General features: G+C 68.3%; 29 protein-coding genes, 1 tRNA gene and 1 pseudogene. 16 read left to right on the top strand and 15 right to left on the bottom strand.

The window, feature by feature from the left end; genetic code table 11:
- Positions 1–80: 80 nt before the first annotated feature.
- From FOH10_RS05095 to FOH10_RS05125, 7 genes are all read right to left on the bottom strand, one after another.
- Positions 81–1,634: an MFS transporter gene (locus FOH10_RS05095; RefSeq protein ID WP_221937923.1), complete on the bottom strand. Its 1,554-nt coding sequence runs from the start codon at positions 1,632–1,634 to the stop codon at positions 81–83.
- A 93-nt stretch (positions 1,635–1,727) separates the two neighbouring features.
- Positions 1,728–2,189 (bottom strand): large conductance mechanosensitive channel protein MscL, encoded by a 462-nt coding sequence (gene mscL / locus FOH10_RS05100; RefSeq protein WP_029931862.1) that lies wholly within the window; start codon positions 2,187–2,189, stop codon positions 1,728–1,730.
- A 132-nt stretch (positions 2,190–2,321) separates the two neighbouring features.
- Positions 2,322–3,848, bottom strand: a complete 1,527-nt coding sequence (locus FOH10_RS05105; protein WP_221937924.1) for a BCCT family transporter — start codon at positions 3,846–3,848, stop codon at positions 2,322–2,324.
- Positions 3,849–4,019: 171 nt separating this feature from the next.
- Positions 4,020–4,355: a hypothetical protein gene (locus FOH10_RS05110; RefSeq protein WP_143979826.1), complete on the bottom strand. Its 336-nt coding sequence runs from the start codon at positions 4,353–4,355 to the stop codon at positions 4,020–4,022.
- A 12-nt stretch (positions 4,356–4,367) separates the two neighbouring features.
- Positions 4,368–4,577 carry a CsbD family protein gene (locus FOH10_RS05115; protein ID WP_143979827.1) on the bottom strand — a complete coding sequence of 70 codons (210 nt, stop codon included), beginning with the start codon at positions 4,575–4,577 and terminating at the stop codon, positions 4,368–4,370.
- 163 nt (positions 4,578–4,740) lie between these two features.
- Positions 4,741–6,039: a D-arabinono-1,4-lactone oxidase gene (locus tag FOH10_RS05120; protein ID WP_143979828.1), complete on the bottom strand. Its 1,299-nt coding sequence runs from the start codon at positions 6,037–6,039 to the stop codon at positions 4,741–4,743.
- A gap of 33 nt (positions 6,040–6,072) precedes the next feature.
- On the bottom strand, positions 6,073–6,798 hold the full coding sequence (locus tag FOH10_RS05125) for a TetR/AcrR family transcriptional regulator (RefSeq protein WP_143979829.1): 726 nt from the start codon (positions 6,796–6,798) through the stop codon (positions 6,073–6,075).
- Between the two features lie 111 nt (positions 6,799–6,909).
- Between FOH10_RS05125 and FOH10_RS05130 the strand changes: the two genes are divergently transcribed.
- Positions 6,910–8,406 carry an MFS transporter gene (locus FOH10_RS05130; RefSeq protein ID WP_143979830.1) on the top strand — a complete coding sequence of 499 codons (1,497 nt, stop codon included), beginning with the start codon at positions 6,910–6,912 and terminating at the stop codon, positions 8,404–8,406.
- A gap of 149 nt (positions 8,407–8,555) precedes the next feature.
- On the opposite strand, the gene FOH10_RS05135 is transcribed toward FOH10_RS05130, so the two are convergent.
- Positions 8,556–9,764: a lipase family protein gene (locus FOH10_RS05135; protein WP_228812418.1), complete on the bottom strand. Its 1,209-nt coding sequence runs from the start codon at positions 9,762–9,764 to the stop codon at positions 8,556–8,558.
- A gap of 124 nt (positions 9,765–9,888) precedes the next feature.
- Here FOH10_RS05135 and crcB (FOH10_RS05140) point away from each other — a divergent pair, with 124 nt between their 5' ends.
- The 6 genes from crcB (FOH10_RS05140) (at position 9,889) to FOH10_RS05165 (ending at position 14,755) form a co-directional block, all read left to right on the top strand.
- On the top strand, positions 9,889–10,323 hold the full coding sequence (gene crcB, locus FOH10_RS05140; RefSeq protein WP_244961630.1) for a fluoride efflux transporter CrcB: 435 nt from the start codon (positions 9,889–9,891) through the stop codon (positions 10,321–10,323).
- Positions 10,320–10,667 carry a DUF190 domain-containing protein gene (locus FOH10_RS05145; RefSeq protein ID WP_143979832.1) on the top strand — a complete coding sequence of 116 codons (348 nt, stop codon included), beginning with the start codon at positions 10,320–10,322 and terminating at the stop codon, positions 10,665–10,667. Before crcB (FOH10_RS05140) ends, FOH10_RS05145 begins: the two co-directional genes overlap by 4 nt.
- 2 nt (positions 10,668–10,669) lie before the next feature.
- Positions 10,670–11,047, top strand: coding sequence for a fluoride efflux transporter CrcB (gene crcB / locus FOH10_RS05150; RefSeq protein ID WP_228812416.1), 378 nt, complete (start codon positions 10,670–10,672; stop codon positions 11,045–11,047).
- A 47-nt stretch (positions 11,048–11,094) separates the two neighbouring features.
- Positions 11,095–12,732, top strand: a complete 1,638-nt coding sequence (pgm, locus tag FOH10_RS05155) for a phosphoglucomutase (alpha-D-glucose-1,6-bisphosphate-dependent) (RefSeq protein ID WP_039819220.1) — start codon at positions 11,095–11,097, stop codon at positions 12,730–12,732.
- Positions 12,729–13,955: an MFS transporter gene (locus tag FOH10_RS05160; RefSeq protein WP_411157760.1), complete on the top strand. Its 1,227-nt coding sequence runs from the start codon at positions 12,729–12,731 to the stop codon at positions 13,953–13,955. The genes pgm and FOH10_RS05160 overlap by 4 nt, the downstream gene beginning before the upstream one ends.
- A gap of 62 nt (positions 13,956–14,017) precedes the next feature.
- Entirely contained in the window at positions 14,018–14,755 is a 738-nt protein-coding gene (locus tag FOH10_RS05165) for a DsbA family protein (protein WP_143979834.1), read from the top strand.
- Positions 14,756–15,086: 331 nt separating this feature from the next.
- Here the strand turns inward: FOH10_RS05165 and FOH10_RS05170 are convergent, their stop codons facing one another.
- On the bottom strand, positions 15,087–16,826 hold the full coding sequence (locus tag FOH10_RS05170) for a DUF222 domain-containing protein (RefSeq protein ID WP_143979835.1): 1,740 nt from the start codon (positions 16,824–16,826) through the stop codon (positions 15,087–15,089).
- 128 nt (positions 16,827–16,954) lie between these two features.
- Between FOH10_RS05170 and FOH10_RS05175 the strand changes: the two genes are divergently transcribed.
- The 3 genes from FOH10_RS05175 (at position 16,955) to FOH10_RS05185 (ending at position 17,792) form a co-directional block, all read left to right on the top strand.
- Positions 16,955–17,027: transfer RNA gene (locus FOH10_RS05175), tRNA-Ala, on the top strand.
- A gap of 94 nt (positions 17,028–17,121) precedes the next feature.
- Entirely contained in the window at positions 17,122–17,352 is a 231-nt protein-coding gene (locus FOH10_RS05180) for a ribbon-helix-helix protein, CopG family (protein WP_143979836.1), read from the top strand.
- Complete coding sequence (locus FOH10_RS05185) at positions 17,349–17,792, top strand: type II toxin-antitoxin system VapC family toxin (RefSeq protein ID WP_221937925.1); 444 nt, start codon at positions 17,349–17,351, stop codon at positions 17,790–17,792. The genes FOH10_RS05180 and FOH10_RS05185 overlap by 4 nt, the downstream gene beginning before the upstream one ends.
- Positions 17,793–17,864: 72 nt before the next feature.
- Here the strand turns inward: FOH10_RS05185 and FOH10_RS05190 are convergent, their stop codons facing one another.
- The 3 genes from FOH10_RS05190 to FOH10_RS05200 all read right to left on the bottom strand — a co-directional run bounded on the left by FOH10_RS05190 (position 17,865) and on the right by FOH10_RS05200 (position 19,052).
- On the bottom strand, positions 17,865–18,290 hold the full coding sequence (locus FOH10_RS05190) for a PIN domain nuclease (protein WP_143979837.1): 426 nt from the start codon (positions 18,288–18,290) through the stop codon (positions 17,865–17,867).
- Positions 18,281–18,499 carry a type II toxin-antitoxin system VapB family antitoxin gene (vapB, locus tag FOH10_RS05195; RefSeq protein ID WP_143979838.1) on the bottom strand — a complete coding sequence of 73 codons (219 nt, stop codon included), beginning with the start codon at positions 18,497–18,499 and terminating at the stop codon, positions 18,281–18,283. The genes FOH10_RS05190 and vapB overlap by 10 nt, the downstream gene beginning before the upstream one ends.
- Before the next feature lie 112 nt (positions 18,500–18,611).
- The gene (locus tag FOH10_RS05200) at positions 18,612–19,052 is read right to left on the bottom strand and encodes a MarR family winged helix-turn-helix transcriptional regulator (protein ID WP_221937926.1); all 441 of its coding nucleotides are present in this window, start codon (positions 19,050–19,052) and stop codon (positions 18,612–18,614) included.
- Between the two features lie 85 nt (positions 19,053–19,137).
- Here FOH10_RS05200 and FOH10_RS05205 point away from each other — a divergent pair, with 85 nt between their 5' ends.
- Positions 19,138–19,680 (top strand): MarR family winged helix-turn-helix transcriptional regulator, encoded by a 543-nt coding sequence (locus FOH10_RS05205; protein ID WP_244961632.1) that lies wholly within the window; start codon positions 19,138–19,140, stop codon positions 19,678–19,680.
- A gap of 169 nt (positions 19,681–19,849) precedes the next feature.
- On the top strand, positions 19,850–20,689 hold the full coding sequence (locus FOH10_RS05210) for an SDR family NAD(P)-dependent oxidoreductase (protein WP_143979839.1): 840 nt from the start codon (positions 19,850–19,852) through the stop codon (positions 20,687–20,689).
- 13 nt (positions 20,690–20,702) lie between these two features.
- On the opposite strand, the gene FOH10_RS05215 is transcribed toward FOH10_RS05210, so the two are convergent.
- On the bottom strand, positions 20,703–21,584 hold the full coding sequence (locus FOH10_RS05215) for a helix-turn-helix domain-containing protein (RefSeq protein WP_143979840.1): 882 nt from the start codon (positions 21,582–21,584) through the stop codon (positions 20,703–20,705).
- A gap of 101 nt (positions 21,585–21,685) precedes the next feature.
- Between FOH10_RS05215 and FOH10_RS05220 the strand changes: the two genes are divergently transcribed.
- From FOH10_RS05220 to FOH10_RS35445, 3 genes and pseudogenes are all read left to right on the top strand, one after another.
- Positions 21,686–22,591 carry an MBL fold metallo-hydrolase gene (locus FOH10_RS05220; RefSeq protein ID WP_143979841.1) on the top strand — a complete coding sequence of 302 codons (906 nt, stop codon included), beginning with the start codon at positions 21,686–21,688 and terminating at the stop codon, positions 22,589–22,591.
- 26 nt (positions 22,592–22,617) lie between these two features.
- Positions 22,618–24,063, top strand: coding sequence for a carboxylesterase/lipase family protein (locus FOH10_RS05225; protein WP_143979842.1), 1,446 nt, complete (start codon positions 22,618–22,620; stop codon positions 24,061–24,063).
- A 169-nt stretch (positions 24,064–24,232) separates the two neighbouring features.
- A pseudogene (locus FOH10_RS35445) lies at positions 24,233–24,364 on the top strand (VOC family protein); the annotation flags it as partial.
- Between the two features lie 61 nt (positions 24,365–24,425).
- Here FOH10_RS35445 and FOH10_RS05235 read toward each other — a convergent pair.
- Both FOH10_RS05235 and FOH10_RS05240 read right to left on the bottom strand, forming a co-directional pair.
- Positions 24,426–25,010, bottom strand: a complete 585-nt coding sequence (locus FOH10_RS05235) for a GNAT family N-acetyltransferase (protein WP_143979843.1) — start codon at positions 25,008–25,010, stop codon at positions 24,426–24,428.
- Entirely contained in the window at positions 25,007–25,582 is a 576-nt protein-coding gene (locus tag FOH10_RS05240; protein ID WP_186000727.1) for a CGNR zinc finger domain-containing protein, read from the bottom strand. The genes FOH10_RS05235 and FOH10_RS05240 overlap by 4 nt, the downstream gene beginning before the upstream one ends.
- 108 nt (positions 25,583–25,690) lie before the next feature.
- Here FOH10_RS05240 and FOH10_RS05245 point away from each other — a divergent pair, with 108 nt between their 5' ends.
- Positions 25,691–26,326: a LemA family protein gene (locus FOH10_RS05245; RefSeq protein ID WP_143979845.1), complete on the top strand. Its 636-nt coding sequence runs from the start codon at positions 25,691–25,693 to the stop codon at positions 26,324–26,326.
- The last annotated feature ends 14 nt before the right edge of the window (positions 26,327–26,340 follow it).

The following is a 26,340-nucleotide window of genomic DNA, read 5'->3' on the forward strand; positions in this document are numbered from 1 at the left end:
GTGTCCGGTCGGCAACCGTGCCCGGTCGACGATCGTGCCCGGTCGACGATCGGGTGGGCTGCGGATACCAGTCGAGGCTGTCAGTGGCTGGCGGTGGCCTTGAAGCCGCGAGGGACGAGGGTCACCGCGAGCAGCGCCACCGTGCCGACCAGCGCCACCGAGATCCACGCCGTGGTGGTGAGGGCGAGGTCGAAAGCGTGGCCGGCGGTGGTGAGGATCTGCTCGGCGATCGGACCGTCCGCACGGCTCGCCACATAGGCGGCACCGCCGACGGAGCCCTGCGCGGTCTCGAGATCATCGCCGCGCAGCGGCAAACCCGTCATATGGGCGGCGAAGATCCGGGCGTGGATACTGCCGAGCAGCGCCACCCCCAAACCGATGCCGAGTTCGTAGTTGGTCTCCTCGACGGCACCGGCCTGACCCGCACGCTCGGGCGGCACCGCCGCCACCATGACCGCGGCGGCGGTCGTGACCGCGAGCCCGTCCCCGAGCCCGAGGGCGACCAGCACCAGCGCCACCACCGGGTACACGGTGGGCTCCGGCGAGATCGCCAGCACGGCGAAACCGGCGGCGAGGGCGAACAATCCCACGCCGAGCACGGTGCGCACCCCGACGTGGCGCAGCAGCCACGGCGTGGCCAGCGACCCCAACAGCGTCGCCACCGCCGCCGGAATGGTGCGAACACCCGCCTCCAGCGGTGAATAGCCGTGAATGTACTGCAGCCACAACGAGATCAGGAACAGCGCCGCGCCGATGGCGAGCATGGCCACCAGTGTCGCCAGCGCCGCCGCCAGGAAGGTGCGATTGCGGAACAACCGCACATCCAGCAGCGGATCGGCCGAGCGCAGCTGCCGCAGCGTGAACAATGCCAGCAGCGCCAGCGCCACCAGCAGCATCGCCGCGTCGAGCACCGTCACACTGCCCGCGGCGAGGTGTTTGATGCTCCAGGCCAGCGCCACCACACCGGCGATGGACAGCGCCGCACTGGTGAGGTCGAGGCCACCCTGTTGCGGCGCGCGGTACTCCGGCAGCAGCGCGATACCGGCCGCCACCGTCACCACGACCACCGGAACGTTCATCCAGAACGCGGCCGACCATCCGAAGTGCTCCACCAGCACACCACCGGCGACCGGGCCCACGCACGCGCCTGCCCCGGCCACCGCCGCCCAGATGCCGATGGCCAGCGTGCGTTCGTGGTCGTCGGTGAAGATGGTGCGGATCAGCGACAGCGTGGACGGCATGACCATGGCCCCGCCGATGCCGAGCAGCACCCGCCCGAGAATCAGCTGCCAGGGCTGCTGCGCCGTCGCCGCCACCACCGAGGCGAGGCCGAACAGCACGAAGCCGATGAGGAACAAGCGCTTTCGGCCCTGCCGGTCGCCCAGCGCACCGCAGGTGATGAGCAGGCCGCCCAGGACGAGACCGTAGATGTCGATGATCCACAGCTGTTCGATCGGGCTGGGCTGCATGTCCTGGATGAGCGAGGGCAGCGCCACATTCAGGATGGTGGCGTCCATGGCCACCAGCAGCAGGCTCGCGCACAGCACCGCCAGCATGGCCCAGCGTCCGGGCAGCGGGGCGTCCGCGCTGTCGGAATCGGGTGCGGGCACCTGCCCGTGGGGGACCCGGTCCATCGTCGCGCCTCCTCGCCTCGCGTGTTGGCAATGGTTCGGCTAACGACGATAGCCCGAAACGGAGAATGTCCGCGCCGGGCACGGCCGTTCGCGCTACTTCGTGGCCGAATCGCCGTTCGGCCCGTCGCCGGTGGCACGCGCCGCCAGCGCGTGCTTGCCGTCACCCGCGGCGCGCTGCGCCACCAGCAGGTCGCGGATCTCGGCGAGCAACTCCAGCTCGGTGGGATCGGCCTTGACCTCGGTCGGGGTGGCGAACCGCTTCTTCAGGTGGTTCATCGGCAGGATGAGCACGAAGTACAGCACCGCCGCCACCATGACGAAATTGATGGCCGCGCTGATGATCGGCCCCACCGCCACGAAGGTGGCGGGTTTGTCGCCGACGATCTGAAAGCCCAGGCCCAGTTCACCATTGGTGCCCAGAATCGCCAGCAGGGGTTCGATCAGCCCCTTGGTGACCGAGGTCACGATGGCGGTGAAGGCTGTGCCCATGACGACCGCCACCGCCAGATCGATGACATTGCCCCTCATCAGGAACTCTTTGAAACCCTTGAACATGATCCGCTGAATCCAATCCGCGCCGGTTCACTAGTGCCGCGCGCAGTCTAAGGCGGATCGAGCCGCGATTTCGCCTCGGCGACCGGGTCTATTAGCTGTGAAGTTGCCAACGTCGGTGGGGTGGTTCGTGACTCAGCCCACCCCCGCGCGTTTCGGCGTCCGGCCGGTGCGGGTCGCGCGGTCGCTGCGGAAGGTGCGCACCAGGGCCACGCACATGGCCAGCATGACCACGCTGAACGGCAGTGCGATGAGCACCGCCACGGTCTGCAGGGTGGTGAGCGCCTGTGCGCCCTCGCCGCTGGCCACCAGCAGCGCGATGGCCACGGTGCCCATGGAGCAGGTCCAGAACACCCGGCTCCATACCGGCGGCTCCGGATTGCCGCCGGAGGAGATCATATTCACCACCAGCGCACCGGAATCGGCGGAGGTGACGAAGAACAGCACGATCACCAGGATCGCGATGCCCGCGGTGAGCGCGCCGCCAGGCAGCGTGTGCAGCAGGGAGAACAGCGCGCTGTCGCGATCGGGACCCTCCGGCCCGACGAGTCCACCGCCGCCGAACATCTCGCGGAACAGCCCGGCACCGCCGAAGACGCTGAACCAGAGGAAGGTCAGCAGCGTCGGCACCAACAGCACTCCGGCCACGAATTCACGCACGGTGCGCCCGCGCGAGATACGGGCGATGAACACGCCCACGAAGGGTGCCCAGGAGATCCACCAGCCCCAGTAGAAGACCGTCCACTGCTGCGTCCAGTTGGTGCCCTTCGGGCCCTCGGTCGCGCCGGTGTAGAGGCTGATCTTGGGCAACTGCTGGAGGTAGGTGCCGATGTTCTGCACCAGGTCGTTCACGATGAACAGCGTCGGACCGACCGCCAGCACGAACAGCAGCAGCATGCCCGCCAGCCCCATATTGATCTGCGACAGCCATTTGATGCCCCGGTCCACGCCCGTCACCACCGAGACGGTGGCCAGCAGGGTCACGGCGATGATGAGCACCACCTGAAAGCCCTTGCCGGGCTGGTTGATCCAGCCCTGGTAGTTCAGGCCCGCCGAGATCTGGAGCACGCCCAGCCCGAGCGAGGTGGCCACACCGAATACGGTTCCGATCACCGCGACGATGTCGATGAGGTCACCGCGCCAGCCGCGAATGCGTTCCGGAGCGAGCGATTCCAGCGCCCATCGAATGGACACCGGACGCTTGCGGCGGTGGATCGAGTACGCGATGGCCAGTCCCACCACCACGTAGATGGCCCACGGGTGGATTCCCCAGTGCAGGAACGTCTGCACCATGGCGGCGTCGGCGCGCTGGGCGTCCGTATCGCCCACGCCCGGGCGGGGATCGTCGTAGTGGAACAGCGGTTCGGCCACACCCCAGAACACCAGCCCGATTCCCATCCCAGCGGCGAACAGCATGGCCAGCCAGGCGGTGATCGAATACTCGGCCGGTTCCCCGTCGTCGCCGAGGGTGATGCTGCCGAATCGGCCCAGCCCCAACCAGATCGCGAACACCACGAACAGGGACACGATGACGATGTAGTACCAACCCATGCCGCCGATCACATTGTCCTGCAAGGCTTTCGCCTGCTCGGCGGCGGTTTCGCGGAACACGATGGCGTAGACGGTGAACGCGACCACCACGATGGCGGCGGGCCAGAACACCCTGGGTTCGACGGCGGATCGAGGGTGAACCGCGCTCGTATCGGATGAAACGCTGCTCGGTGCGCTCACGTACTCCGTCCTCTGTGGTGTTGGCATGTCCCCTGTGAATCCCCCGTGTGGACGGGTTCTCGACCCCGGCCCGCAGACGGTCGGGGTCGAGAACCCGCGGTGCTACGAATCGCCCATCTTGTTCTTCAGGTTCTCGACGATCTCGTTGAGCGCCCGCATGGCGTCGGCGGCCGCGCCCTCGAGATTCGCACGAGCCTGATCGAGCGATTTCTGGATGTCCTCACCCGCGAGCCTGTCGGCCAATGCCTTGGCCATATCCGCGAATTCGGCCGCGGCCGTCTGGGCGCGGTCGGCCAGTTCGGCGGCGGCGCTGCTGGCCTTCTCGGCCAGTTGCCCCGCCGCGTCCCCGGCGCGTTCGGCCCACTCGCCAGCGGTATCGCTGATGTTCTCGGCGAGTTCGTCGGATGTCGCGGTGAGATTGTTGTCCTCGTCGGCCACGCGTGCTCCCGCCTACCGGCCGCCGCCGAGCTTGTCCTTGGCGTCGCGCATGGCGCCTTCGGCCTTGTCCCGTGCCTCGGTCGCCCGGCGCTTGGCGTCGCCGGTCGCCTCGTAGAACTTGGATTCGAACTCGTCGGCCTGATCCTCGATCTTGTTCCCCATGCGGTCGGCCTGCTCCTTGGCCTTCTGCGCGGCCTCCTTGGCCTTGTCCATGAGCGACATCGAAACCTCCGTAGGTGTGGCACGCCCGGACCGGGCGCGCTGGTTCGGGGTACTTCGACGAGCGATCTTTCAGCAAATGATCCTACGCCCGTTCCACATGAAAAAGCCCGGTCGGTCCGGAACTATCCGGAACCGACCGGGCAGGAACGGGAGTTGTCGCAGGTCAGCGTGTCGGGCCGAGTACCCGATCGAGGTACGGATTGGCGAAGCGGCCGTTCGGATCGAAGCGCCGGCGCACCGCCGCGAACCGCTCCCACTCCGGATACCGCTCGGCCAGGGTCGCCGCGGTCTGGAAGTGCCGCTTACCCCAGTGCGGGCGACCGCCGTACCGGTCGAAGACCGCCTCGCAGGCCCGGAAGTACGGCTCGTACTCCATCCCGGCGTACTGGTGCACCGCGATATAGCAGGTGGCACGCCCACCGGCGGGGGAGAGGAAGGCGTCGTCGGGCGCGACCCACCGCACCTCGATGGGCATGACGGTGTCGAACCGCTTGGCCACCTCCTTGATCTCGCGAATGGCGTCCACGGAGTGTTCGCGCGCGATCGCGTACTCCATCTCGGTGAAGCGGAACAGCCGCGGGCTGGCGAACACCCGATAGGAGCGTTCCACCTGGCGTCGATAGCTACCCGCCAGCGCCGAGAACTGCTGCACCCGGGGGATGAGCGCGGGGGTGCGGCGGGTGAGGCGGCACAGCGCGTCGAATACGTGGTTGTTGATCAGGATGTCGGAGAACCATTCGACGGCCCGCCCGCGCGGTTGCTCCGGCAGCTGCACGGTGTTGTTGCGCTTGGTCATGGCGATGTCGCTGTGGGCGAACATGTAGAACTCGAAGTGCTCGTTGCCGTCCACGTGGGAATCCAGATCGGCCAGCACGTCCTCGAGCGGGAGCGGCCGTTCGATGCCCTCGAGTACGAAGGAGGGCACCATCTGCAGCGTCACCGCGGTGACCACGCCGAGTGCGCCGATGTTCACCCGCGCCGCGCGCCAGCCGTCCGGATCGGTCCGCTCGTTCAGTTCCACCCGGCTGCCGTCGGCCAGCACCATCTCGACCGAATGCAGGGCGGCGGAGAGGTTCTGGAGTTTGGCCCCGGTGCCGTGCGTGCCGGTCGCGGTCGCGCCCGCGATGGTCTGCACGTCGATATCACCCAGGTTGGGGAAGGCCAGGCCGAGCGGGTGCAGGGAATTGCTGGCGGCATTGAGCGTCAGGCCGGCGTCGACGCGCACGAGTCCGCTGGCGCGGTCCACCGAGTGGATCCGGTTCAGCTTCGACAGCCGCATGAGGGTGCCGTCGGTGCAGACGGTGTCGGTGAACGAGTGGCCCGATCCGGCCACCCGGACGGTGTGCCCGGCGGCCTCCGCCCGCGCGAGCAGGGCGGCGACTTCCTCGGGCGAGCCCGGTTCGGCGATGGCTGCCGGAGTACAGCGCTGATCCCCGGCCCAGTTCACCCAAGAGTTGGTCATGTGTCCAACTCTAAACCGGACATGTGATCGGCGCTACCGTTTGCGGCTCATGCACATGGCCGCCTTGCCTCGCTCCACCTCCTCCTCGGTGAGCGGTGGCACGTCGAGGGGGATGCGGGGGACCGCGTCGCCGCGCACGCCGTTGAGGATGAGCGCCATGTAGCGCCGCCAGACGTCCGGGTTGACCGGTCGGGCGAAACCCGCGACCGCGTCGACCATATTGACCATGGCGAAGAAGTCGCCGGACTCGATCTCGGGCCGCAGCGCTCCGGCGTCCTTGGCGCGCTGCACCACCTGGAACATGCCGGGCCGGACGCGGTCGCGCATGCACTCGAAGCGCTCCATGCTGTCCTTCATCTCGAGCAGCACCTCGCTCAGGCCGCGATTGGTGGCCATGTGGCGGCAGGCGTACTCGAACAGATCCACCAGGCCCGTCCATGGGTCGGGATGGTGCAGGGCGGTTTCCACCGCCGCGGCGAACTCGTTGACGTTCTGGTCGAACACCTCCGAGATCAGTTCCTGCTTGTTGGCGAAGCGGCGGTACACGGTGCCCACGCCGACTCCCGCCTTGTCGGCGACGTCGTCGAGGGTGATCTCGAGTCCGTGCTCGGCGAACAGCTCGCGCGCGGCGGCGATGATCCGCTGCTGATTGCGGGCGGCGTCGGCGCGCAGGCGACGGGTGGGCTGTCCCGTGGCGGGACGACCCGAGGGGGTCGTCGCGGCCGCTGCGGCCGTGGTGGTGGCGTGATTCACACCCATATGCTAGCAACCTTCGGGATTAAGTGGAGGCTATCTCTCCGTTTTGATGGTAACTTCTGACAGGAAACCGGAGGGCCTTCCTCCACTAAGTGTACGGGACGAGGACACCGCATGACTTCCACCATCGACATAGCGAAACCGGCTCCGCCGACCGGTCGTCGCGGCTCCCACGCCCTGCGCTGGTGGGTGCTCGCGGTACTCGGCGTCGCCCAGCTCATGGTCGTGCTCGACGCGACCGTGGTGAATATCGCGCTACCGGAGGCGCAGGCCGATCTCGGCTTCTCCAACGCCGACCGGCAGTGGGTGATCACCGGCTACGCGCTCGCCTTCGGCAGCCTGCTGCTGCTCGGCGGACGGCTCTCCGATCTGTTCGGGCGGCGCACCACCTTCATCGTCGGCCTGGTCGGCTTCGCCGTCGCCTCCGCGGTGGGCGGGGCGGCCGCCAACTTCGAGATGCTGGTCGCCTCCCGGGTCGCCCAGGGCGTCTTCGGTGCGCTGCTGGCCCCGGCCGCGCTGTCGCTGTTGACCGTCACCTTCACCGAACCGGGCGAACGCGCCAAGGCATTCGGCATCTTCGGCGCCATCGCCGGTGCGGGCGGCGCACTCGGTCTGCTGCTCGGCGGAGCACTCACCGAATGGGCCTCCTGGCGCTGGGTCATGTACGTGAACCTGATCTTCGCGGCCGTCGCGCTGATCGGCGCGGTGCTGCTGCTGGCCAAGCACGTCACCACCGCGGAGCGGCCGAAACTCGACATTCCCGGCACCATCACCGTGACCGCGGCGCTGTTCGCCATCGTCTACGGCTTCTCCAAGGCCGAATCCGACGGCTGGACCGACTCGGCCACGCTCGGCTTCCTGATCGGCGGCACGGTGCTGCTGGCGGTGTTCTTCTGGATCGAACAGCGGGTAGCGCATCCGCTGCTGCCGCTGCGGGTGATCGCCGACCGCACTCGCGGGGCGTCCTACCTCACCGTATTCGCCATCGGCATCGGCATGTTCGCCATGTTCCTGTTCCTCACCTACTACATGCAGCAGCAGCTGGGGTACACCCCGATCGTGACCGGCGTGGCGTTCCTGCCGATGGTGGCGGGCATGGTGATCTCCTCCACCACGGTGCCGTCGCTGGTGCTGCCGCGGGTCGGGCCGCGGGTGACGGTGGTGTCCGGCTACCTGCTCGCCACCCTGGGCATGGTGCTGCTCACCCGTATCGGCGTGGACACCGGCTACGCCAGCCACATCCTGCCGAGCCTGATCATCATGGGCGTCGGTCTCGGTGCGGCCATGTCCACCGCCTTCGCCGGCGCCACCGCCGGGGTGCACCACACCGACGCGGGCGTCGCCTCGGCCATGGTGAACACCAGCCAGCAGGTCGGCGGCTCCATCGGCACCGCACTGCTGAGCACCCTGGCGGCCAGCGCCTTCGACGGCTACGTCGCCGATCACCTGCCGCCCAACCCCGGCGTGCTGGCCCAGGCCGCCGTGGAGAGCTACACCACCACCTTCTGGTGGGCGGCGGGCATCTTCCTGGTCGGCGCGATCATCACCGGCGTGATCATGCCGAATACCGTGCCGGTCCCGGCCGAAGGGGAACCCGTACTGGCGCACTGAGTCCCAGCGCCACGCGCCGCAGCGGTGCGCGCGATACCGGAGTGCCCCGTCCGCGATCGCGGACGGGGCACTTCTCGACGCGGTGCGTGGGTCCCGATGGCCCGCGCGGGTTACCGTTGCGCCCTGCCCGGCGCGGCGGCGGTCCGTGCTCAGCAGTTGGACGGGGCCGCGAGGCCCGCGAAACGATCCGACAGGTAGTTGAAGGCGCGCGGCGCTCCGGAGAAGATGGCCGTGCCGTGATCGGCTCCCGGGATCACGTCGAACAGCACCGGGGTCCCGGCGTGGCAGTAGCGTCCCGCCACGCTGAGCGCCAGATCCAGCGGCACCTGGTCGTTGCCGCCGTGCCACTGATAGACCGGCGCGCGCGGCACACCGGGATGGATCTCCAGGCTGTTCTCGTGCAGGATGCGAATGTTGTTGGCGCTGGCTTCCATTCCGGGGCGGAACATCTCGCCGATGGAGTGGTTCGCGCCCGCGTTGATGATCTCGCCCACGCAGGCATTGGCGATCTGCGCGCGCAATGCCAGACCGGCCGGGCTGAGCGCGTCGTCGAGGTTCATCTCCGCCGGGTACTCGCGCTCCAGCCCGACCGCCACCGCGAAGCCGAGCCCGAACAGCGGATGCGGCGCATTGCCGATCTGCAGGGCCATCTTGCCGGGATTCACCGGTACGCCACCGATGGCCACCCCGACGATCGGCAGCTCCGGCGCGTACTCCGCCGCCAGTGCCGCCGCGAAGCCGGTCGCCATGGCGCCACCCGAATATCCGGCCAGGCCGACCGGCGAATCACCCAGTCCCGCAGGGGCGAAGCGCTTCACCGCCCGAATGCCGTCGAGGGTGATCTGCCCGCCCATCCGGGCCGCCCCGTACGCACTGGTCGGCCCGAGGTGATCCGGCACCGCCACCGCCCAGCCGCGGGCCAGCAGCAGATTCAGCGCCGGAGCCTCCTGCAGGCTGCCGTCGAACAGGCTGTGCGACGGAGCGCACTGCGTGCCCAGGGAATTCACGAACGGCTGATACGACACGATGGGCCGCGGTCCGCCACCGCCGGGGAGGATGAGCGTGGTCACCGCCGAGATGGGGGCGCCCGCGGAGTTGGTGGAGCGGTAGTTCAGCTGCCACACCGTCGCGCCCGGATAGCCGTGGGCGGGGACGATGCGGCTGTTGATGACATCGCCGGGGGCGAAGGCGCCGATATTGCCCGGGGGCGCATAGAACGCGTCGGGGTCCGGGAAGGGATAGATGGCGCCGTGGGCGACCGGAGTCGCGCCGAGACTGCTCGCCAGAGCCGCCGCTACGGCCGCGGCGATAACAGAGCTCCGGACCAGCAACCCCCTGATCGACTGCCGTACCGTCAACTTCGCTCCTCCAGGCCGATGGGACAACGCTGAGATGGCGGCACTATCCTCGCAGTCCCGAGGTGTCGTTCGGCCTCAGCAACACGCCGAACAGCAACGAATTGGCTATCGAGGCGGAGGGGTGGTGGTCGCAACGTTCGCGCGATCCGACGCACCGGCTCTCGCCGCCATCGCCGCAGGCGGCGCGCTGGGGTCGAGCCTGCGCTACGGTGTGGCCGCGTGGTTGCCCCGGCGCGGGGACATTCCCTGGCAGACCATGGCCGTCAATGTCGTCGGGTGCTTCGCCATCGGCGTCCTCATGGTGTGCGTGACCGAGATCTGGGTTGCGCGGCGGCTACCGCGGCTCTTTCTGGGCGTCGGGGTACTGGGCGGTTTCACCACCTTCTCCACCTTCGGTGTGGAAGTTCGTACACTGCTCGAATCGGGGCGGACGGTTTCCGCGCTCGGCTATCTCGGGGGAACGGTGGTGGCGTCGGTGGGCGCGGTCGTGATCGGGGCGGGCGCGACGCGGTGGTGGAGACGGACCGGGACAGGCACGGCGAAAGGGGGCAGGCGATGAACGACCCGACGGGTGCGCGCTGGCGACCCGCCTCGCGGCTCACCGTGCTGCTGAGCGAGGACGACCGGTGGCAGCATCGCCCCCGCTACCACGAGATCGTGCGGCGTGCCCGAGATGCCGGATTGGCCGGGGCGAGCGTGTGGCGCGGCATCGAGGGATTCGGGGCGTCGGCGGATATCCACACCACTCGACTATTGGATCTGGCCGACCGGCTACCCGTGCTCGTGATGATCGTCGACGACACCGACGCGCTGCGGCGGTTCGTGGAAACCAATGCGGACCTGCTGAATTCGCTCACCGTGACACTCTCGCCGGTGGAATCCTGGCAGGGGGAGCGCGCGTGACGATGTTGCTCGTGGCGCTCGGCGGCATGGTCGGAGCGCCGGTTCGCTATCTGGCGGATCGCGCGATGGCCCGTCGATTCGCTAGTGTCTTCCCACTGGGCACATTGACGGTGAACGTGACCGGGTCGGCGATTCTGGGCGCACTGATCGGCGCGGGAGCAAACCACTGGCTGCTCGCCGTGGCCGGAACGGGCTTCTGCGGTGCGCTGACCACGTTCAGTACGTTCGGATACGAGACGGTTCGATTGGCTGAGGAGGGCGCTTACAGCTATGCGGTGGCGAACGTCGTGATCGGCGTTGTGGCGAGCCTGGCCGCGGCCTTCCTCGGAGCCGGTGCCGCCCAGTTGTTCCTGGGCGCGGCGCACGGGGGGTTGCCGTGATCCTGATGACCAGCCGGGCACAGGCGATACGGAAGGGAGGCCCGAGCATGGCCCACGATCGAGCCGGTCGACCGGCCCGGGCCGCGGACCTCGTGGACGTCGCGCACCTGGTGACGGCCTACTACAGCCGTATCCCGGATCCCGCGGATCCGGCGCAACTGGTCGCCTTCGGCACCTCCGGGCATCGCGGGTCCAGCCTCGACAACGCCTTCAACGAGGCGCACATACTCGCCATCACCCAGGCGATCGTGGAATACCGCGCCACCCGCGGCATCACCGGGCCGGTGTATCTGGCCCGCGATACGCATGCCCTGTCCGAGCCCGCCTGGACCACCGCGCTCGAGGTGCTGGCCGCCAACGACGTCACCGCCATCATCGACGCGCGCGACCGCTACACGCCCACACCGGCTTTGAGTCACGCCGTGCTACGGCACAATCGCGGCGGCACCCGGCATCAGGCCGACGGCATCGTCGTGACGCCCTCGCACAATCCGCCGCGCGACGGCGGGTTCAAGTACAACCCGCCGCATGGCGGCCCGGCCGACACCGTCGCCACCGACGCCATCGCCGCGCGGGCCAACGATCTGCTGCGTAACGGCCTGTCCGAGGTGAAGCGCACGACCTTGGCGCACGCGCTGGCCGGCAGGGTGGAGCGTTACGACTACCTGGACCGCTATATCGCGGATCTGCCGAACGTGTTGAATCTGGACGCCATTCGCGGCGCGGGCATCCGGCTCGGCGCCGACCCCATGGGCGGCGCGAGCGTGGACTACTGGGAGGAGATCGGGCAGCGCTACGACCTCGAACTCGAGGTGGTGAACCCGTTCGTCGACCCCACCTGGCGGTTCATGACGCTCGACAGTGACGGACGCATCCGCATGGACCCGTCGTCGCGCTACGCCATGGCGTCGCTGGTGTCGATTCGCGACGACTACGACATCTCCACCGGAAACGACGCCGACGCCGACCGGCACGGCATCGTGACTCCCGATGCGGGACTGATGAATCCGAACCACTACCTGGCGGTGGCCATCGAATACCTGATCGCCAACCGGATGGGGTGGGACGCGCTCACCAAGATCGGCAAGACGGTGGTCACCTCCGCCATGATCGACCGGGTGGTGCGGGTGCTGGGCCGCGACGTGTACGAGGTGCCGGTCGGCTTCAAATGGTTCGTGCCCGGATTGTTCAGCGGCAGCCTGGCATTCGGCGGTGAGGAGAGCGCCGGAGCCTCCTTCCTGCGCAGCGACGGCACCGTGTGGACCACCGACAAGGACGGCATCCTGCTGGCGCTGCTGGCGGCCGAGATCACCGCCGTCACCGGGCAGAGCCCGTCCACGCGCTACACCGAGTTGGAGAAGCGCTACGGCAGCCCGGCATACGCGCGCACCGACGCCGACGCCACCCCGGAACAGAAAGCCCGGTTGGCGGCGTTGACGCCGGATGTGATCACAGCGACCGAGATCGCCGGGGAGCAAGTCACCGGCATTCAGACCCGCGCGCGCGGCAACGGCGCGGCCCTGGGCGGGGTCAAGGTAACCACCGAGAACGCGTGGTTCGCGGCCCGTCCCTCCGGCACCGAGGACAAATACAAGATCTACGCGGAATCGTTCGAGGGCCCGGAGCATCTGGCCCAGGTGCAGGCGGCCGCGGAGGAAGTTGTGCGACAGGCGCTATCGGAGTGAGCAGATCCAAATCCCTGCCGGTCGAGATCTGGGTGCTGGTGGGGGCGGCGTTCACCATCGCCATCGGATTCGGGCTCGTCGCACCGGCGCTACCGCAGTACGCGCGCGGCTTCGGGGTGGGTGTCGCGGCGGCCTCGGCCATAGTCAGCGCCTTCGCGCTGATGCGACTGCTGTTCGCGCCCATGAGCGGGCGGTTGGTGCAGAAACTGGGGGAGCGGCCGGTCTATCTGGGCGGGCTGCTGATCGTGGCGGTGTCCACGGGGGCGTGCGCGCTGGCGCAGAGCTACTGGCAGCTGCTGGTGCTGCGATCCTTCGGCGGTATCGGGTCGACCATGTTCACGGTGTCGTCGCTGGCGCTGGTGATCCGCATGTCGCCGCCGACGGAGCGGGGTCGGGTGTCCGGGGTGTACTCGACCAGCTTCCTGATCGGTTCCATCTCCGGTCCGCTGGTGGGTGGGGCGCTGGCCGGACTGGGATTGCGCGCGCCGTTCGTCATCTACGCGGTCGCACTGCTGGTGGCCAGTGCCATCGTGTATCTGGCGCTGAGGGATTCGCCGCTGGTGCGGCCCGAGGCGCTCGGTGACACCCCGGTCATGACCTTCCGGGAGGCGGTGCGCAAATCCGAGTACCGGGCGGTGCTGTGGTCCAACTTCGGCAATGGCGCGGCGGTGTTCGGGGTGCGCATGGCGCTGGTGCCGCTGCTGGTGGTGGAGGTACTGCGCTACGACGCGGCCCTGGCCGGGGTGGCGTTGACGGTGTTCGCGGCGGGCAACGCGGTGGTGCTGTTCCAGTCCGGGCGCTGGTCGGATCGCCTGGGGCGCAGACCGTTTCTGATCTGCGGCACGCTGCTGTGCGCGGTCGGCACGGCCGGACTCGGCTTCGCCGCGAACCTGCCCTGGCTGCTGGTCGCCTCCTTCGTCGCGGGCCTCGGGTCCGGTATGTTCACCCCCGCCCAGCAGGCCGCCGTCGCCGATATCGTCGGCGCGGGACGGCGCGGTGGACCGGTGCTGGCGGGTTTCCAGATGTCGGCTGACCTGGGCACGGTGCTCGGCCCGTACGCGGTCGGCCTGCTGGCCGAACACCTCTCGTACGGATTCGCGCTCGCGGTCACGGGCGCACTGCTGGCGTCGGCGGCGGTGGCGTGGGCGATCGTGCCGGAACCGTTGCAGCGCAAGCCGCTGGTCGAGACGACGGCCGCCGCGACGACCCGGCCCCAGGATTGACCCGGTAGCGTTCGGACGGGTTGCGTACCCGCGACGCGGTGGGTTGGGGCAGAGTGGTGGCCGTGAGCAAACCGACGACGAACTACACCCCGCGTCCGGTGTCCAACAAGACCACCTATGCCCTCGGGGCGGTGGCCGTGGTGGTGGTCGCGCTGATCGTGTTCGCCCTGTTCCAGTGGAGCGGCGGCGACAGCGAGATCCGCAATGACGGTTACGGTCCCGCGCACGACCCGGCGGTCGGCGTGGCCCTCGACTCCGATGGCGCGATCGTGCTCGGCAAGCCCGATATCGCCAAGACCGTCGAGATCTACGAGGACCCGCTGTGCCCCGCCTGCGGATCCCTGGAACGCATCTACGGCCAGGAGATCGCCCAGCAGATCGACGAGGGCAAGATCGCGGTCCGCTACCGCCTGGTCAACTTCCTCGACGAGCGGTCCGGCAGCAAGGACTACTCGACCCGCGCCGTCGCCGCCAACGAATGCGTGGCGCAGGAGGGTGACGGCCCCGTCTACGCCAAGTTCCACGCACTCCTCTTCACCGACAAGCAGCCCGCCGAAGGCAGCGGCGACCTGGACAACCAGCAACTGGCCGCCATCGCCGCGGATGCCGGAGCCCCCGAATCCGCCCAGCGGTGCATCACCTCCGGCGACCGCGTCGACTCCGCCCGCAACCACGCCGAAGCGGCCATCACCGCGCTGGAGGCGGCCAGCGGCGGCGCGGCGGGCACCCCGTCGGTCTTCCTGGACGGCCGCGAGATCGACGTCAACAACAAGGACTGGGTGCTCGACGCCGCCAAGTGAGCGGGTACGGCCGAAGCGAGAGCACACGAGCGAGCCGCGGGCACTGGACCCGCGGCTCGCTCTCTGTGCCGGACAAGCTGTGTTCAGTTCCGTCGCGCCCCGCACCCGTGGGCCGCAGACAAGGCAGCCGTGCCAGATCGGCGGCTGCCCGCTGCCGCACCCGCCGCATCGGACGACTCGCGGTGCGAGCGGAATCCCGGCGTGGCGTCGGTTGACGACACGACCGTCGCGCTCGGCAGGTGAGGGCGCGCAGGTCCCCGGAGCCGCCGTGGAGCGGCGCTGCGCACCCCGCGGTCGGCGCGTGGTTGCCTGCGCGCAGTGGGGCGCGTGGTCAACGGCGGAACGACGCGGTGTGGTTCACCGGTAGGTCGTCGGGGATGTCGTTGTCGGGGGTGCAGCGGGACAGCTGCGGGTGGATGAGGGCGTGCCCGTCGATCGGGTAGGTGAGATCGGCCGGGACGGTGCGCACCGGCTGCGGCGGTCGCACGTGTACCCGCTCGTAGGGTGTCGGCGGCACGGTGGGGGCGTCGATATCGGTGTGCGGGAACAGATACCGCGCACCTTCGCGCGTCGTGGTGTGGGTTTCGCCGCTGGGGTCGGTCCACACGATCCGATCGGCGTCCGCGCGACGCACCCGCCATGCCTGACTGCCCCGGTCCGCCAGCATCTTCAGCCGGTGGTGCCGCGTGCACAACGCTGCCACGTGCGCCATACCCGGGAGCCGCGGCCGGGCGTTCGTCGCCTCCACGTACGCGAGTTGGGCATCGGTGGCGGGCATCCCGCATCCGGGAAATCGGCACACGCCGTCGATCGCCCGCACATCCTCGGGTGACTGCGTCGACGTCGGCCGCCGCGCCCCCGCCTCCGGTGCCGGCGGCTCCGGCACCACCTCGAACCGCGCGTACTTCGCGAGCTCCCGAGCCAGTGTCGTATCGATCGGCCCGTACCCCACCAGCATGGCGGGATCGTTCCGCAGCCCGGCCAGGGACTCGGCCGACACCCCGATCTGGATCAGCGGTGGCCGCGGCGGCTGCGCCCCGGGTCCTACGGGAGCCGCGCCGGCCGGTTCGATTCGCCCCGGCGCGGTGTCGTCGCGGCGAGTCGCGGGTCCGGTCCACGAAGGTGCGGTGTCGCCGCCGGCTGCTTCGGATCCGGTCTGCGCCGATCGGGTGCCGCCCACGGGCGCTGGGGGTTCGTTTCGCGCTGGTTGGGTGCTGTCCGGAGTCGCCGGGCGTTCGGTCTCGGCCGCTCCGGCATCGTCGTGAGTCGCCGGGCGTTCGGTCCATGCCGGTCCGGTGGTGTCGCGCGGCGCCGCGAATTCGGCTCCGGATGCGGTCGCCGACTTCGGGCAGCGCGCACCGCGCCCGCACGCACACCACAGCCGCTGCGACCCGTCGGCCAGGGCCACCAACGCGTCCGCTCGACGCTGCGGCATGGTGCGCGGGTCCTCGGCGCACACCTGTCCGCACAGCTCCCGCAGCCGATTGGCCACGGTCTGCGCCCCCACCGCGGGCAGCAGCCCGTCGAACACCGCCATCCCGTCCTGCACGGCGCGAATCCGCACGTCGCGATCGTGTTCGCGCTCCTCGCGCCGCTCCCGCTCGCCGTCCGGATCCAACCGCGCCACCCACCGCCGCGCTGTCTGCCGCAGCCGCGCCGGATCATTGCGTGTCGCCGCGTCGATCAGCTTGGGCTCCACCGCTTCCCGCACCTCGCGCGCCAGCCCGCGAGTGGTCTCCGCGATCACCTGCACCCGCGCCAGATCGATCCGCCCGTCCCCGAACGCCTTCCGCGTCCCGGGTAGCTCGTCCAGGGCCAGCCCGATGTCGATGAGCGCCGCCGCCACCGGCTCGGAGATCTGCACCGCCACCGCCACCTCGGCCGCCGCGAATTCCCCGGCCCGCACCCCGCCGGCCCCCGGCGCCGCATTGGCCGCCCGATGCCGCCGATACAACTCCCGCACGGCTGTGATCTCCGCCGCCTGTGCGAATGCGGCGGCCCCGTGCGCCCTCCGCAATGCGTCGACCAGCTCCTCGTCACCCATCACCTGGACCTCCCTGCTGTCGAACATATGTTCGAGCCTACTCCCGAAGATCGCTCTTGTCACCTACCTGTCCAGGCGATTTGGTCCGCGCAACAGCGGTGGTGTAACTTCGTTCAAGCCAGCGGGGAACACCCCGCTGACACAGAACTGAACACGGGGCTATGGCGCAGCTGGTAGCGCACCACACTGGCAGTGTGGGGGTCAGGGGTTCGAGTCCCCTTAGCTCCACTCCACGACAGAGCCGCAGGTCATCGACCTGCGGCTCTGTCGTTTTCCGGCAAGGCACGAACCCGAGAGATGCCCTACGTAGTACCCTACGTTCATGAAGGCCAAAACGAGCGTGTACCTGGATCCCGAGCAGGCTGCCCGTCTCAAGGAGGCGGCCGCGGCGGCGGGACGATCGGAAGCCGATTTGATCCGCGAGGGGATCGAGTTGGTGTTGTTGCGGTCGCACCGGGTACGCCGTACTCGGCCCTGGCCGTCATTCGATTCCGGCGATCCTGGGTTCGCCGCCAGCAGTGAGGAATTGCTCGGCGAGGCATACGACGAGTGAGCTTCTTCATCGCTGATACCTCGGCCATCATCGCCGCTTACGACCGTGCCGCGGAACTGCACGAGCGGGCGCGCGAATTTCTCTCCACCTCTGTTGCGGTTGTTTCGCCGCTGGTGCTGGATGAGGTTGATCATCTGCTCGTGGCACGGTTCGGGAAGGACCGCCGCACAGCCGATCTCGTCCTCGATGACCTGCTCACCTCGGCCGAGGAGGGCGCGGTGCTCGTACCGCAGGTGGACCGTGATGACCTCCGAGTCGCCCAGAAGGTCATCGAGCAGTATCGCGGCCTCCGCCTCGACCTGGCCGACGCGGTCACGGTCGTACTCGCCGAGCGCTACCTCACCAATGACATCTTGACGTTGGATGAGAAGGATTTTCGCGCCGTGCGGCCTCTGACGCCCGCTCATCCGTCGTTCCGACTCTTGCTCCAGGGCGACTGAACCGCTCGCTGCCGCGAACTTGCGGATATCGCCGATGTCGAGACATGCCGAAGTGTCCGATAGTCGTTCGGGTCAGGGGGCGTCGAATCGGAGTCGCTCTGTCGGCTGACCGGTGACCTCGGCAATGAGGTCGAAGTCCTTGTCGGCGTGTAGGACTACGAGTTTTGCCTGCTCCGCGATTGCTGCGATCAGTAGATCGGGAATAGACGGTGCGCGATGCTTCCCGGTGTCCGCGAGTTCCCGAAGTACCTGTACCGCTCGATCTTCCGCGGTCGGCGTCATGTACTCGATCGGCATCTGGGCGAGCGGCGGAAGGTCGAGAAGTTCCGCGAGGTCCGATGCGGACCTCGCGGAGTATCCGGTCTCCAGCAGGGTGACTGTCGAGATTCTGATCAGACCTCGCTCGATCCGCGAAGCCCACTCGTGGGCATCAGCGCATTGACCGAGGCGCATCAGTGCGGACTTGTCGATCAACCAGGGACGGCCGGTCACGACCATGCTCGGCCCATTACTTCGGGGTTGCCCAGATCCTGTGCGAGTTCGCTGAAACGGCTGAGGTCTCCGGTCGTGACCGGGGTGGCGGGCCGGAAGTCGTTGCTGAGCCACCGCCGAAGGAACTCGCTTCGTGAGACGCCCAATTCCCGAGCCCGCCGATCGATCTCCTCGATCGCTGGTTCGGGTACGTCGCGAATCAAGATATCCGTCATGGCATCTACCTCCTGATATCGATGATATCAGGAGGTAGATGCGGTGTGGGCATCACAGTGGGTGCGCCGTCAGGAAGTCGAGCTGGTCCGCGAGGGGTAGCGCCCGCGCTGGTCAGCCTTCTCGAGGTGGTGTCCCGGGATTCGGCAGTCGTTCGACGAAGCGGGTGAGCAGGGTCGCGAACTGGGTGCGCTCGGCGGCGGTCCAATCGGCCATCGCCGCCGCGAACGTCTGGGCGCGACGGTGGTGTGCGGCGGTGACCACGGCCAGTCCCGCATCGGTCAACGTGAGACGGGAGCGGCGGCCGTCGCGTTGATCGGCCACCCGCTCGACATACCCGGCGTCGACGGCTGACGTTATCAACCGGCTCACGCGCGGCTGGTCGGCGCCGAGGGCGGAAGCGACCGTCGAAACCGTTGCGTCCGGGATGGATTCGACGGCGTCCAGGACATCGAACGCCTGGCCGGTCGGCTCGCCCGGCGGGGCCAGGGACCGTCGGTTCTGCCTGCGCCTGATCGCCACCATCGCCCGCTCGATCAGATCCACATCGTCCACCTCGGCATGATACGTCTTTACAAGTAGTTGTAATTGGGCATATACATGTAGATGTACAATCAAATCCGACAGGAACGGAACCCTCATGAGACTTCGCGCCATCGCCGTCACACTGGTGCTGGTCATCGCCGGATCGCTGGCGGCGTGCGGTTCGGATACCGCGCAGAGCACCACCACGACCGCTGGGAACACGGAAGACGAACGATCGGAACGGTTGATCGGCTACCAGCTCAAGCGTCTGGATCAACTGCTCGAATCGACCTTCGGCCGCCTGCTCGGCGATGCGGGACTCACCCGCCGCCAGTGGCAGACCCTCAACACTCTCGCCGCCGGTCCCCGCGGTCACGACGAGCTGATCGATGCCCTGCGGCCGTTCTGGGAGGTGAACAACGAAAACCTGACCGAACTGACCGACGATCTGATCGGCCGCGGGTGGATCCACGCTCAACCCGACGGCACCGTCGCCCTGACCAACGCGGGCCGCTCCGTACACACCGCGGCGGGCACGGAGGTCGCCCGCATCCGCGACATCGCCGCGCGAGGGATCAGCCAGGACGACTTCACGCTGATGATGGATGTGCTACGGCGCATGATCGCGAACCTCGACGCTGACGCCGACCATCGATGAGCGTCCGTATCGCACAGGGCCGCAATACAACAGCCGACTGCGCCCAGCCGTGATCATCTAACGGCCTGCGGTCGAACCGGATTCGCGACATCATTCGTCGGGCCGATGTGCGGTACCGGTCGCCGCCGTACGGTGGGAAGGGTCTTGTCCGGGCGAAAAGGGAGGCGCGGTGCGGGATCTGCGCGACAAGGTCGCCGTTGTCACCGGGGCGGCCAGCGGTATCGGGCGGGGGATGGTCGAGGCATTCCTCGATTCCGGAACCCGGGTGGTCCTCAGCGATGTGGAGGAGGATGCGCTCGCGGCGACCGCGGCGGAGTTGCGGGCGGCCGGTGGGGACGTGCACGGCATCGTGACGGATGTGTCGAACCCCGACGAGGTGGCGGCACTGGCTGCGGCGACCCTGGAGCGGTACGGGGCCGTGCATATCCTGTGCAACAACGCCGGGGTGGCCGGGGGTGGTGTGCCGTCGTGGACGAGCACGCTCGACGACTGGTCGTGGGTGCTCGGCGTCAACCTGATGGGCGTGGTGCACGGTCACCGCAGCTTCCTGCCGATCATGATCGAGCAGGACGAAGAGGCACACATCGTCAACACGGCGTCGGTGGCCGGTGTGGCGGGCGGGTCCAGCGTGTACGGCGCGACCAAATCCGCCGTGATCGCGCTGTCGGAGACGGTCCACATGGAACTTGTCGGCGGCGGATTGAAGCCGCGGATCTCGGTACTGATGCCAGGGGTGGTCGATACCCGCATCCTGGATTCCGACCGCAATCGACCCGACCGCTTCGCCGACGTCGGCCCGAGTTCGCTTCCGCCCGAGGTGAGTATGGACGACCTGCGGCAGATGTTCGCCCACGGCACCAGCCCGCGAGTTGTCGCCGATCAGGTGCTGCGAGCCATTCGGGAGGAACGTCTCTATGTGCTGACCCACCCGGAGTGGAAGGGTCATATCGAACACCGGATGCAGGCAATCCTCAACGGCGAGAACCTGACTCCGCTGCCCCCACCGTGATGACTACACACCATCATGGGGTGCGAGTACTCACTGCGGCGCGGCCCTCGCCTGCCTGTCGGAGCAATGCGAGTGCTTCCTCGGCAGGGGACCCGGAGGCGGTCGTACACACGATCAGTGCCTGGCCGGGGGCGCGGGCGATCGAGAGGGTCTGCTGCGTCACCGTCGTCGTGCCGACGACCGGATGGTGCAGTTCGTAGGACGCGGCGTCGCAGGGTGTCACCCGGTGGTCGCCCCACAGTGTCACGAACTCCGGACTCTTCATCGTCAGCTCGCCGATCAGTTCCGCGAGCAGCGGGTCATCCGGGTACATACCAACGGCGATGCGCAGGTTGCCGACTACGGCGCGGGCCTTGCGTTTCCAGTCCGCGTACAGCTCGCGACTGTGCGGGTCCAGGAAGACCAGCCTGCTCATATTCGGCCGGCGCGATGGGTCGTCCGGGCTGTGGAAGTCCAGGTGCCCGGCCAGCAGGGCGTGTCCGAGAGTGTTCCACGCGAGCACGTCGGTGCGCCTGCCGAGTACCAGCGCCGGGACCCCGTCGACGGCGCGGAGCAGGTCGCGCGTCTCATCGGCGAGTCTCTCGGGACGTGGCCGGCGCACTCGGGATGTGTGGCGAGCGGCGGCGGCGAGGCGGTCGAGGTGCGCGCGCTCGTGGTCGTCGAGGCGCAGCGCGTGCGCGACCGCGTCGAGTACCTCGGCCGAGGCCCCGCGCGACGTCCCCTGCTCAAGCCGTGTGTAATACGAGACGCTGACCCCGGCCAGCTGGGCCAGCTCTTCGCGCCTCAAACCGCTGACCCGCCTGCGGGGTCCGGTCTCGCGCAAGCCGACGTCCTCCGGCCGCAGCCTTGCCCGCCGGGCTTGGAGAAAGTCGCCGAGGGGTCCGGGTCCGCTCATTGCTCCAGTATCCGGGGACGGGTCGGGCGCAGCCACACCCTGGCGGTGGTAGGACACAGCGGGAGTGGTTGGTCCGCGCCGCGATGTCCAGGCTCGACGACATGGAACAGATCACCCTTGGCGAGGTCACCGTCACCCGAATCAAAGAGTTCTACGGCACGGTCGAGATGAGCCCGGGCCAGTTCTTCCCCGACAGCCCCGACGGCGCGTGGGACGCACACCGCGGCTGGCTGGCACCCGAGTTCTGGAACCTCGAAACCGGCGAGTGCCACTCGGCGCTGCAGACCTGGCTGCTGCGCAGTGAGGGGCGCACGATCCTGGTCGACACCGGCGTCGGCAACCACAAGGAACGGCCATACGCACCGGTGTGGAGCCGCCTCGATACGAACTACCTCGACAACCTCGCCGCCGCCGGGGTCCGCCCCGAGGACGTCGATGTCGTGATCAACACCCACCTGCACATCGACCACGTCGGCTGGAACACCCGTCTGGACGGCCGCACGTGGGTACCGACCTTCCCGAACGCGACCTATCTGATGCCGTTGCGGGACTTCGAGTTCTGGGATCCGGCCAACGAGCGTGAGACCGTACTCGGCCGCGGCAACCAGAATGTCTTCGAGGACAGTGTCACGCCGATCCATCAGGCGGGGCTGGCCCATTTGTGGGACGGGTCATATCGGATCGACAAGAACTTGCGACTCGATCTCGCGCCGGGGCACACGCCAGGTTCGTCCGTCCTCACCCTGGAGTCGGGCACCGACCGGGCGCTGTTCGTCGGGGACCTGATGCACACCCCGTTGCAGATCGTGGAGCCGCGAACCAATTCCTGCTTCTGTGAGGACCCGGCCGAAGCCCGCGCCACCCGGCACAGGCTGCTCGGTCAGGCCGCCGAGAACAACGCACTCGTGTTCCCCGCGCATTTCGGCGGCCAGGGTGCGGCCCGGATCGAGCGGACCGGGTCGAAGTTCTCGATCAAGGAGTGGGCGGGTTTCTCCCGCATCTCCTGAACTTTCCCGGAGAGGAAGTGTTTCCGATGCCTGTTGATCCAGACCCGATCGTTGAAACCCCCGCGGGCGCCGTGCGCGGGGGTCGCGACGAGTCCGGCCAGTTCTTTCGTGCCATCCCCTATGCGGTGGCCCCGATCGGTGCACGCCGATTCGCGCCACCCACAAGGCATCCCGGCTGGTCCTTCGTCCGCGACGGCACCCAGTACGGGCCGACGGCGCCCCAGCCCGCCCGCGATTTCGGCAAGCTCGACATGATTCCCTACTTCGGACCGGGCTGGGTGCGGGGCGCGGAGTACTTGACGGTCGATGTCCGCACACCTGCCGCCGACAGCGGCAAACGTCCCGTCATGGTTTTCGTCCACGGCGGCGGGTTCGTCACCGGCTCGACTCGCGCCGCGCTCTACGACGGCAGCGCCTTTGCCCGCGACGGCGTCGTCCTCGTGACAGTGAACTACCGTCTCGGCATTCCCGGCTTCCTCGACCTGGAAGGTGCGCCGGCCAACCGTGGGCTGCTCGATGTGCTCGCCGCACTCGGCTGGGTGCGCGACACGATCGCGACGTTCGGCGGGGATCCGGAGAATGTCACGGTCTTCGGTCAATCCGCAGGTGCCACACTGGTCGGCGCGCTACTCGCGGCTCCGGACGCCAGGGGCCTGTTCCATCGAGCGATCATCCAGAGCGGCAATGGCACAGGCGCTTTCACACCGGAGCAGGCGCAGCGGGTTACCGCGGCGGCGGCCGCTGTGCTGGGTGTGGAACCGACTGTGGAGGCGTTCGCCGCGATTGCGGACGAGCGTCTACTGGCTATCTTGCCTGCGCTGAGCGGTCTGGATCTGCACACAGCCACTGCGACGGATCCGCTGGTCGGTCTCAGCCCGTTCAGTCTGGTACTGCCCGTTCAACCTGCCGACGGTCTGGCCGACGGCCCTGCGAGCGAGGTCGAGTTGCTGATCGGTACCAACACCGAGGAGGGGCGTCTCTACGTCGTGCCCGCAGGAACTCTCGAGTCCACTACCGAGGCCGACCTACTCGCCGTCACCGACCGCGCGTACGCGGACCCGGAGACCGCGCTCGCCGAGCTTCGCGCGGACCGGCCGAATGCCGGACCGGGAGAACTGCGCTCCACAGTGCTCAGCGACACCCTGTTCTGGGCCGGCACCGCGCGGATGGCGCAGGCACACGCGCGGATTTCGGGTGGCCGCACGCACGTCTACTCGTTCGGGTTCCGTTCGACAGCTCTGCGCGGGCGGCTCGGCGCTGCTCATGCCGTCGAGTTGCCCTTCGTGTTCGACACGATCGACGAGCCACGGCTTCGCGGGGATACCGGCTTGCTCGGTCCCGGCGACGTCCCGGTCGGCCTCGCGGCCCAGATGCATTCCGCCTGGGTCGCTTTCGCGAGAGCAGGAGACCCCGGGTGGGCCACCTACGACCCGCGACAACCAGTCGTCCAGACCTTCGCCGATGCATTCTGACGCCGCCTACCACGGGCTGTCCGGGGCGGTTGCTTCGAAGGCACTCAGTCCCGGCACGGCACTCAAAGGGTGCCGTCGGCCAGCGTCGTCGGACTCACGCCACGCCGCTGCGCGTCCTCGCAAGCACTCACCTCTCCGGTGAGCACCGGCAACACCACCTGCGCGATGGGGTGTGGCGCACTGGGCCGATCCGCACTTCCACCGGCCCGGCGAGATCAACTCCGAGCATGGTGGGCGGGGTGTCTACTTCCGCGACCCCGCTGGTCACGGTATCGAGATAAACGCCCGGCCGTACCTGTGATTCTCAAGTTCGCCGAGCGCCTTTCACAGAGGGAGGGTGCTCGGCGGTCCAGCCGGTCGGCTCACCGCACCGCGTGTCGAGGCGAGTCGTCGCGTTCGGTGTGGGCGGTGGTGCGGGTGCGGTCCGCCCGGTAGAGGTAGTGGGTTCGACCGTCGACCGGGTTGTCCGGTTCCAGGTCGGCTTCGGCTACTCGGTGCAGACCGGCCTTCTCCAGCGCCCGCCAGGAGGCGCGGTTGGCGGCGACGACCGGGACCAGAATGGTTGTCGCGGTGGGGTGATCGGTCCAGGTCGCCTCGACGACGGCCGCGATCATGCGGCTGCCCAGGCCGTGGCCGGTGCGGTCGAGGTCGCCGATCAGATAGTCGATGGTCAGGGTGTTGGTGGGCACCTCGGTCGCGGCGGCCAACTCGTCGCGATAGTCGGGGTAGTCGGCCAGGGCGCAGCGCTGGACCAGGCCCACGGGGCGGCGGTCGAGAAAGACCAGGAGGTCCTCGGAGGGTTCCTCGCCGCGGGTGGCGGGTCCGAAGTCGCGGGCGACCGCTTCGGGCGAGGTTTCGTGATGCCACCAGCGGGCGACATGCGGCTGTTCGAGCCAGTGCGCGAGCAGGGGAAAGTCCTGCTCGCGCAGTCGACGCCAGGTGATCACGGGCGCACCTCTCGGGGATGATGACGGCGGTAGTAGCGGGCTTGGCGGTCGCGGTGCCCGCAGGAGGGGTGGCACCAGCGTCGCCGGGCGTGGTTCTTGACGAAAAGCAGGGAGCAGCCCGGACCCGAGCAGCGGCGCAGGGCGTCCGACTGTGGCCCGATGAGCAATTCGATACTGCAGGTGGCGATGTGGCCCAGCAGAGCCGGTGCGCCGGTGGCGATGTCGAACCGTCGGGCTGCGGGCGCAGTATCCGGTGTCCACACCATCTGTGCGAATGTGGGTGCGGCTCGGGCGAATTCATTGACGATGTCGAGTCGTCGCGGATCCGGTGCGGCCCGGTCGGCGGCAGCGCTCAGGAGGTGACGCACACCGTCCCGCAACTGCCGCACCCGCTCACCGGCGCGCCCCATCTCACCCTCGATCGCGGGCGGGTGAACGACCGCGAACCATCGATCGATCTGTTCGGCGCTCCGCAGGAAGTCGATGCGCTCCGCACCGCCGCCGTAGTCGGTGTTCGCGAACTCCACCGGCAGCGGCTCCGTGCCGAGGATGGGAAAGTCGACCTCCGTCACGATGCTGACGGTAACATGTCCGTCCAAACGTCAGCCATTGATTTCGTGCCTCGTGCCGAGTCGTCGCCCGTTGGCGCATTCCGGTCGCCCCCTGCCAAGCTGATCATCATGGCAGTTGCTTTCGTCCTGTTGCTTCTCGTCGTCATGGTCGTGCTCATCGTGGTGTTCTCGGCGTACAACACCTTCGTGCGGCAGCGCCATATGATCGAGGAGGCATGGCGTCAGGTCGATGTCGAACTGCAGCGGCGGCATGATCTGATTCCCAATCTCGTCGACACCGCGCGTATCGCTGCCGGATTCGAGCAGCAGGCGATGTCGGCTGTCGTGAACGCGCGATCGGCGGCGGTGCGGGCGCGGCAGGCGTCGGATGTCGGTCGCGGTCGGCAGGGGCAACTGGAATCCGAGCTGAGCGGTGCGTTGCATGGCTTCCTCGGGCTGGCGGAGAGCTATCCGCAGCTGCGGTCGAATCAGAATTTCCTGTATCTGCAGCGGCAGCTCGCCGAGACCGAGGATCGGATCGCGGCCGGGCGACGGTTCTTCAACGGCAATGTGCGCCAGTACAATACGCGGTTGCAGACGGTTCCCTCGAGCCTCTTCGCGAGTATGTTCTCGTTCGCCCCGGCGGAGTACTTCGAAATCGCCGACGCGCGGGCTCGCCAAGCGCCGCAGATCGGCGGACTCTGGAATCGGGGGAATCAAGTCCAGCCGCCGTATCCACCGCAGTCCCTTCCGCCCGCACACTGATGCCGGCCGGGGGC

It is taken from the genome of Nocardia otitidiscaviarum, assembly GCF_007362295.1.
Taxonomy (GTDB): Bacteria; Actinomycetota; Actinomycetes; order Mycobacteriales; family Mycobacteriaceae; genus Nocardia; species Nocardia otitidiscaviarum.

Excerpts from the sequence above, each read along its gene's own strand:
- FOH10_RS05215 (WP_143979840.1), bottom strand. The coding sequence starts at position 21,584 with ATGAGCGGACCCGGACCCCTCGGCGACTTTCTCCAAGCCCGGCGGGCA.
- FOH10_RS05120 (WP_143979828.1), bottom strand. The coding sequence starts at position 6,039 with ATGACCAACTCTTGGGTGAACTGGGCCGGGGATCAGCGCTGTACTCCG.
- FOH10_RS05115 (WP_143979827.1), bottom strand. The coding sequence starts at position 4,577 with ATGTCGCTCATGGACAAGGCCAAGGAGGCCGCGCAGAAGGCCAAGGAG.
- FOH10_RS05245 (WP_143979845.1), top strand. The coding sequence starts at position 25,691 with ATGGCAGTTGCTTTCGTCCTGTTGCTTCTCGTCGTCATGGTCGTGCTC.
- vapB (WP_143979838.1), bottom strand. The coding sequence starts at position 18,499 with ATGACGGATATCTTGATTCGCGACGTACCCGAACCAGCGATCGAGGAG.
- FOH10_RS05190 (WP_143979837.1), bottom strand. The coding sequence starts at position 18,290 with ATGGTCGTGACCGGCCGTCCCTGGTTGATCGACAAGTCCGCACTGATG.
- FOH10_RS05170 (WP_143979835.1), bottom strand. The coding sequence starts at position 16,826 with ATGTTCGACAGCAGGGAGGTCCAGGTGATGGGTGACGAGGAGCTGGTC.
- FOH10_RS05145 (WP_143979832.1), top strand. The coding sequence starts at position 10,320 with ATGAACGACCCGACGGGTGCGCGCTGGCGACCCGCCTCGCGGCTCACC.
- FOH10_RS05130 (WP_143979830.1), top strand. The coding sequence starts at position 6,910 with ATGACTTCCACCATCGACATAGCGAAACCGGCTCCGCCGACCGGTCGT.
- pgm (WP_039819220.1), top strand. The coding sequence starts at position 11,095 with ATGGCCCACGATCGAGCCGGTCGACCGGCCCGGGCCGCGGACCTCGTG.
- crcB (WP_228812416.1), top strand. The coding sequence starts at position 10,670 with ATGTTGCTCGTGGCGCTCGGCGGCATGGTCGGAGCGCCGGTTCGCTAT.
- FOH10_RS05205 (WP_244961632.1), top strand. The coding sequence starts at position 19,138 with ATGAGACTTCGCGCCATCGCCGTCACACTGGTGCTGGTCATCGCCGGA.
- FOH10_RS05220 (WP_143979841.1), top strand. The coding sequence starts at position 21,686 with ATGGAACAGATCACCCTTGGCGAGGTCACCGTCACCCGAATCAAAGAG.
- FOH10_RS05095 (WP_221937923.1), bottom strand. The coding sequence starts at position 1,634 with ATGGACCGGGTCCCCCACGGGCAGGTGCCCGCACCCGATTCCGACAGC.
- mscL (WP_029931862.1), bottom strand. The coding sequence starts at position 2,189 with ATGTTCAAGGGTTTCAAAGAGTTCCTGATGAGGGGCAATGTCATCGAT.
- FOH10_RS05225 (WP_143979842.1), top strand. The coding sequence starts at position 22,618 with ATGCCTGTTGATCCAGACCCGATCGTTGAAACCCCCGCGGGCGCCGTG.
- FOH10_RS05180 (WP_143979836.1), top strand. The coding sequence starts at position 17,122 with ATGAAGGCCAAAACGAGCGTGTACCTGGATCCCGAGCAGGCTGCCCGT.
- FOH10_RS05125 (WP_143979829.1), bottom strand. The coding sequence starts at position 6,798 with ATGGGTGTGAATCACGCCACCACCACGGCCGCAGCGGCCGCGACGACC.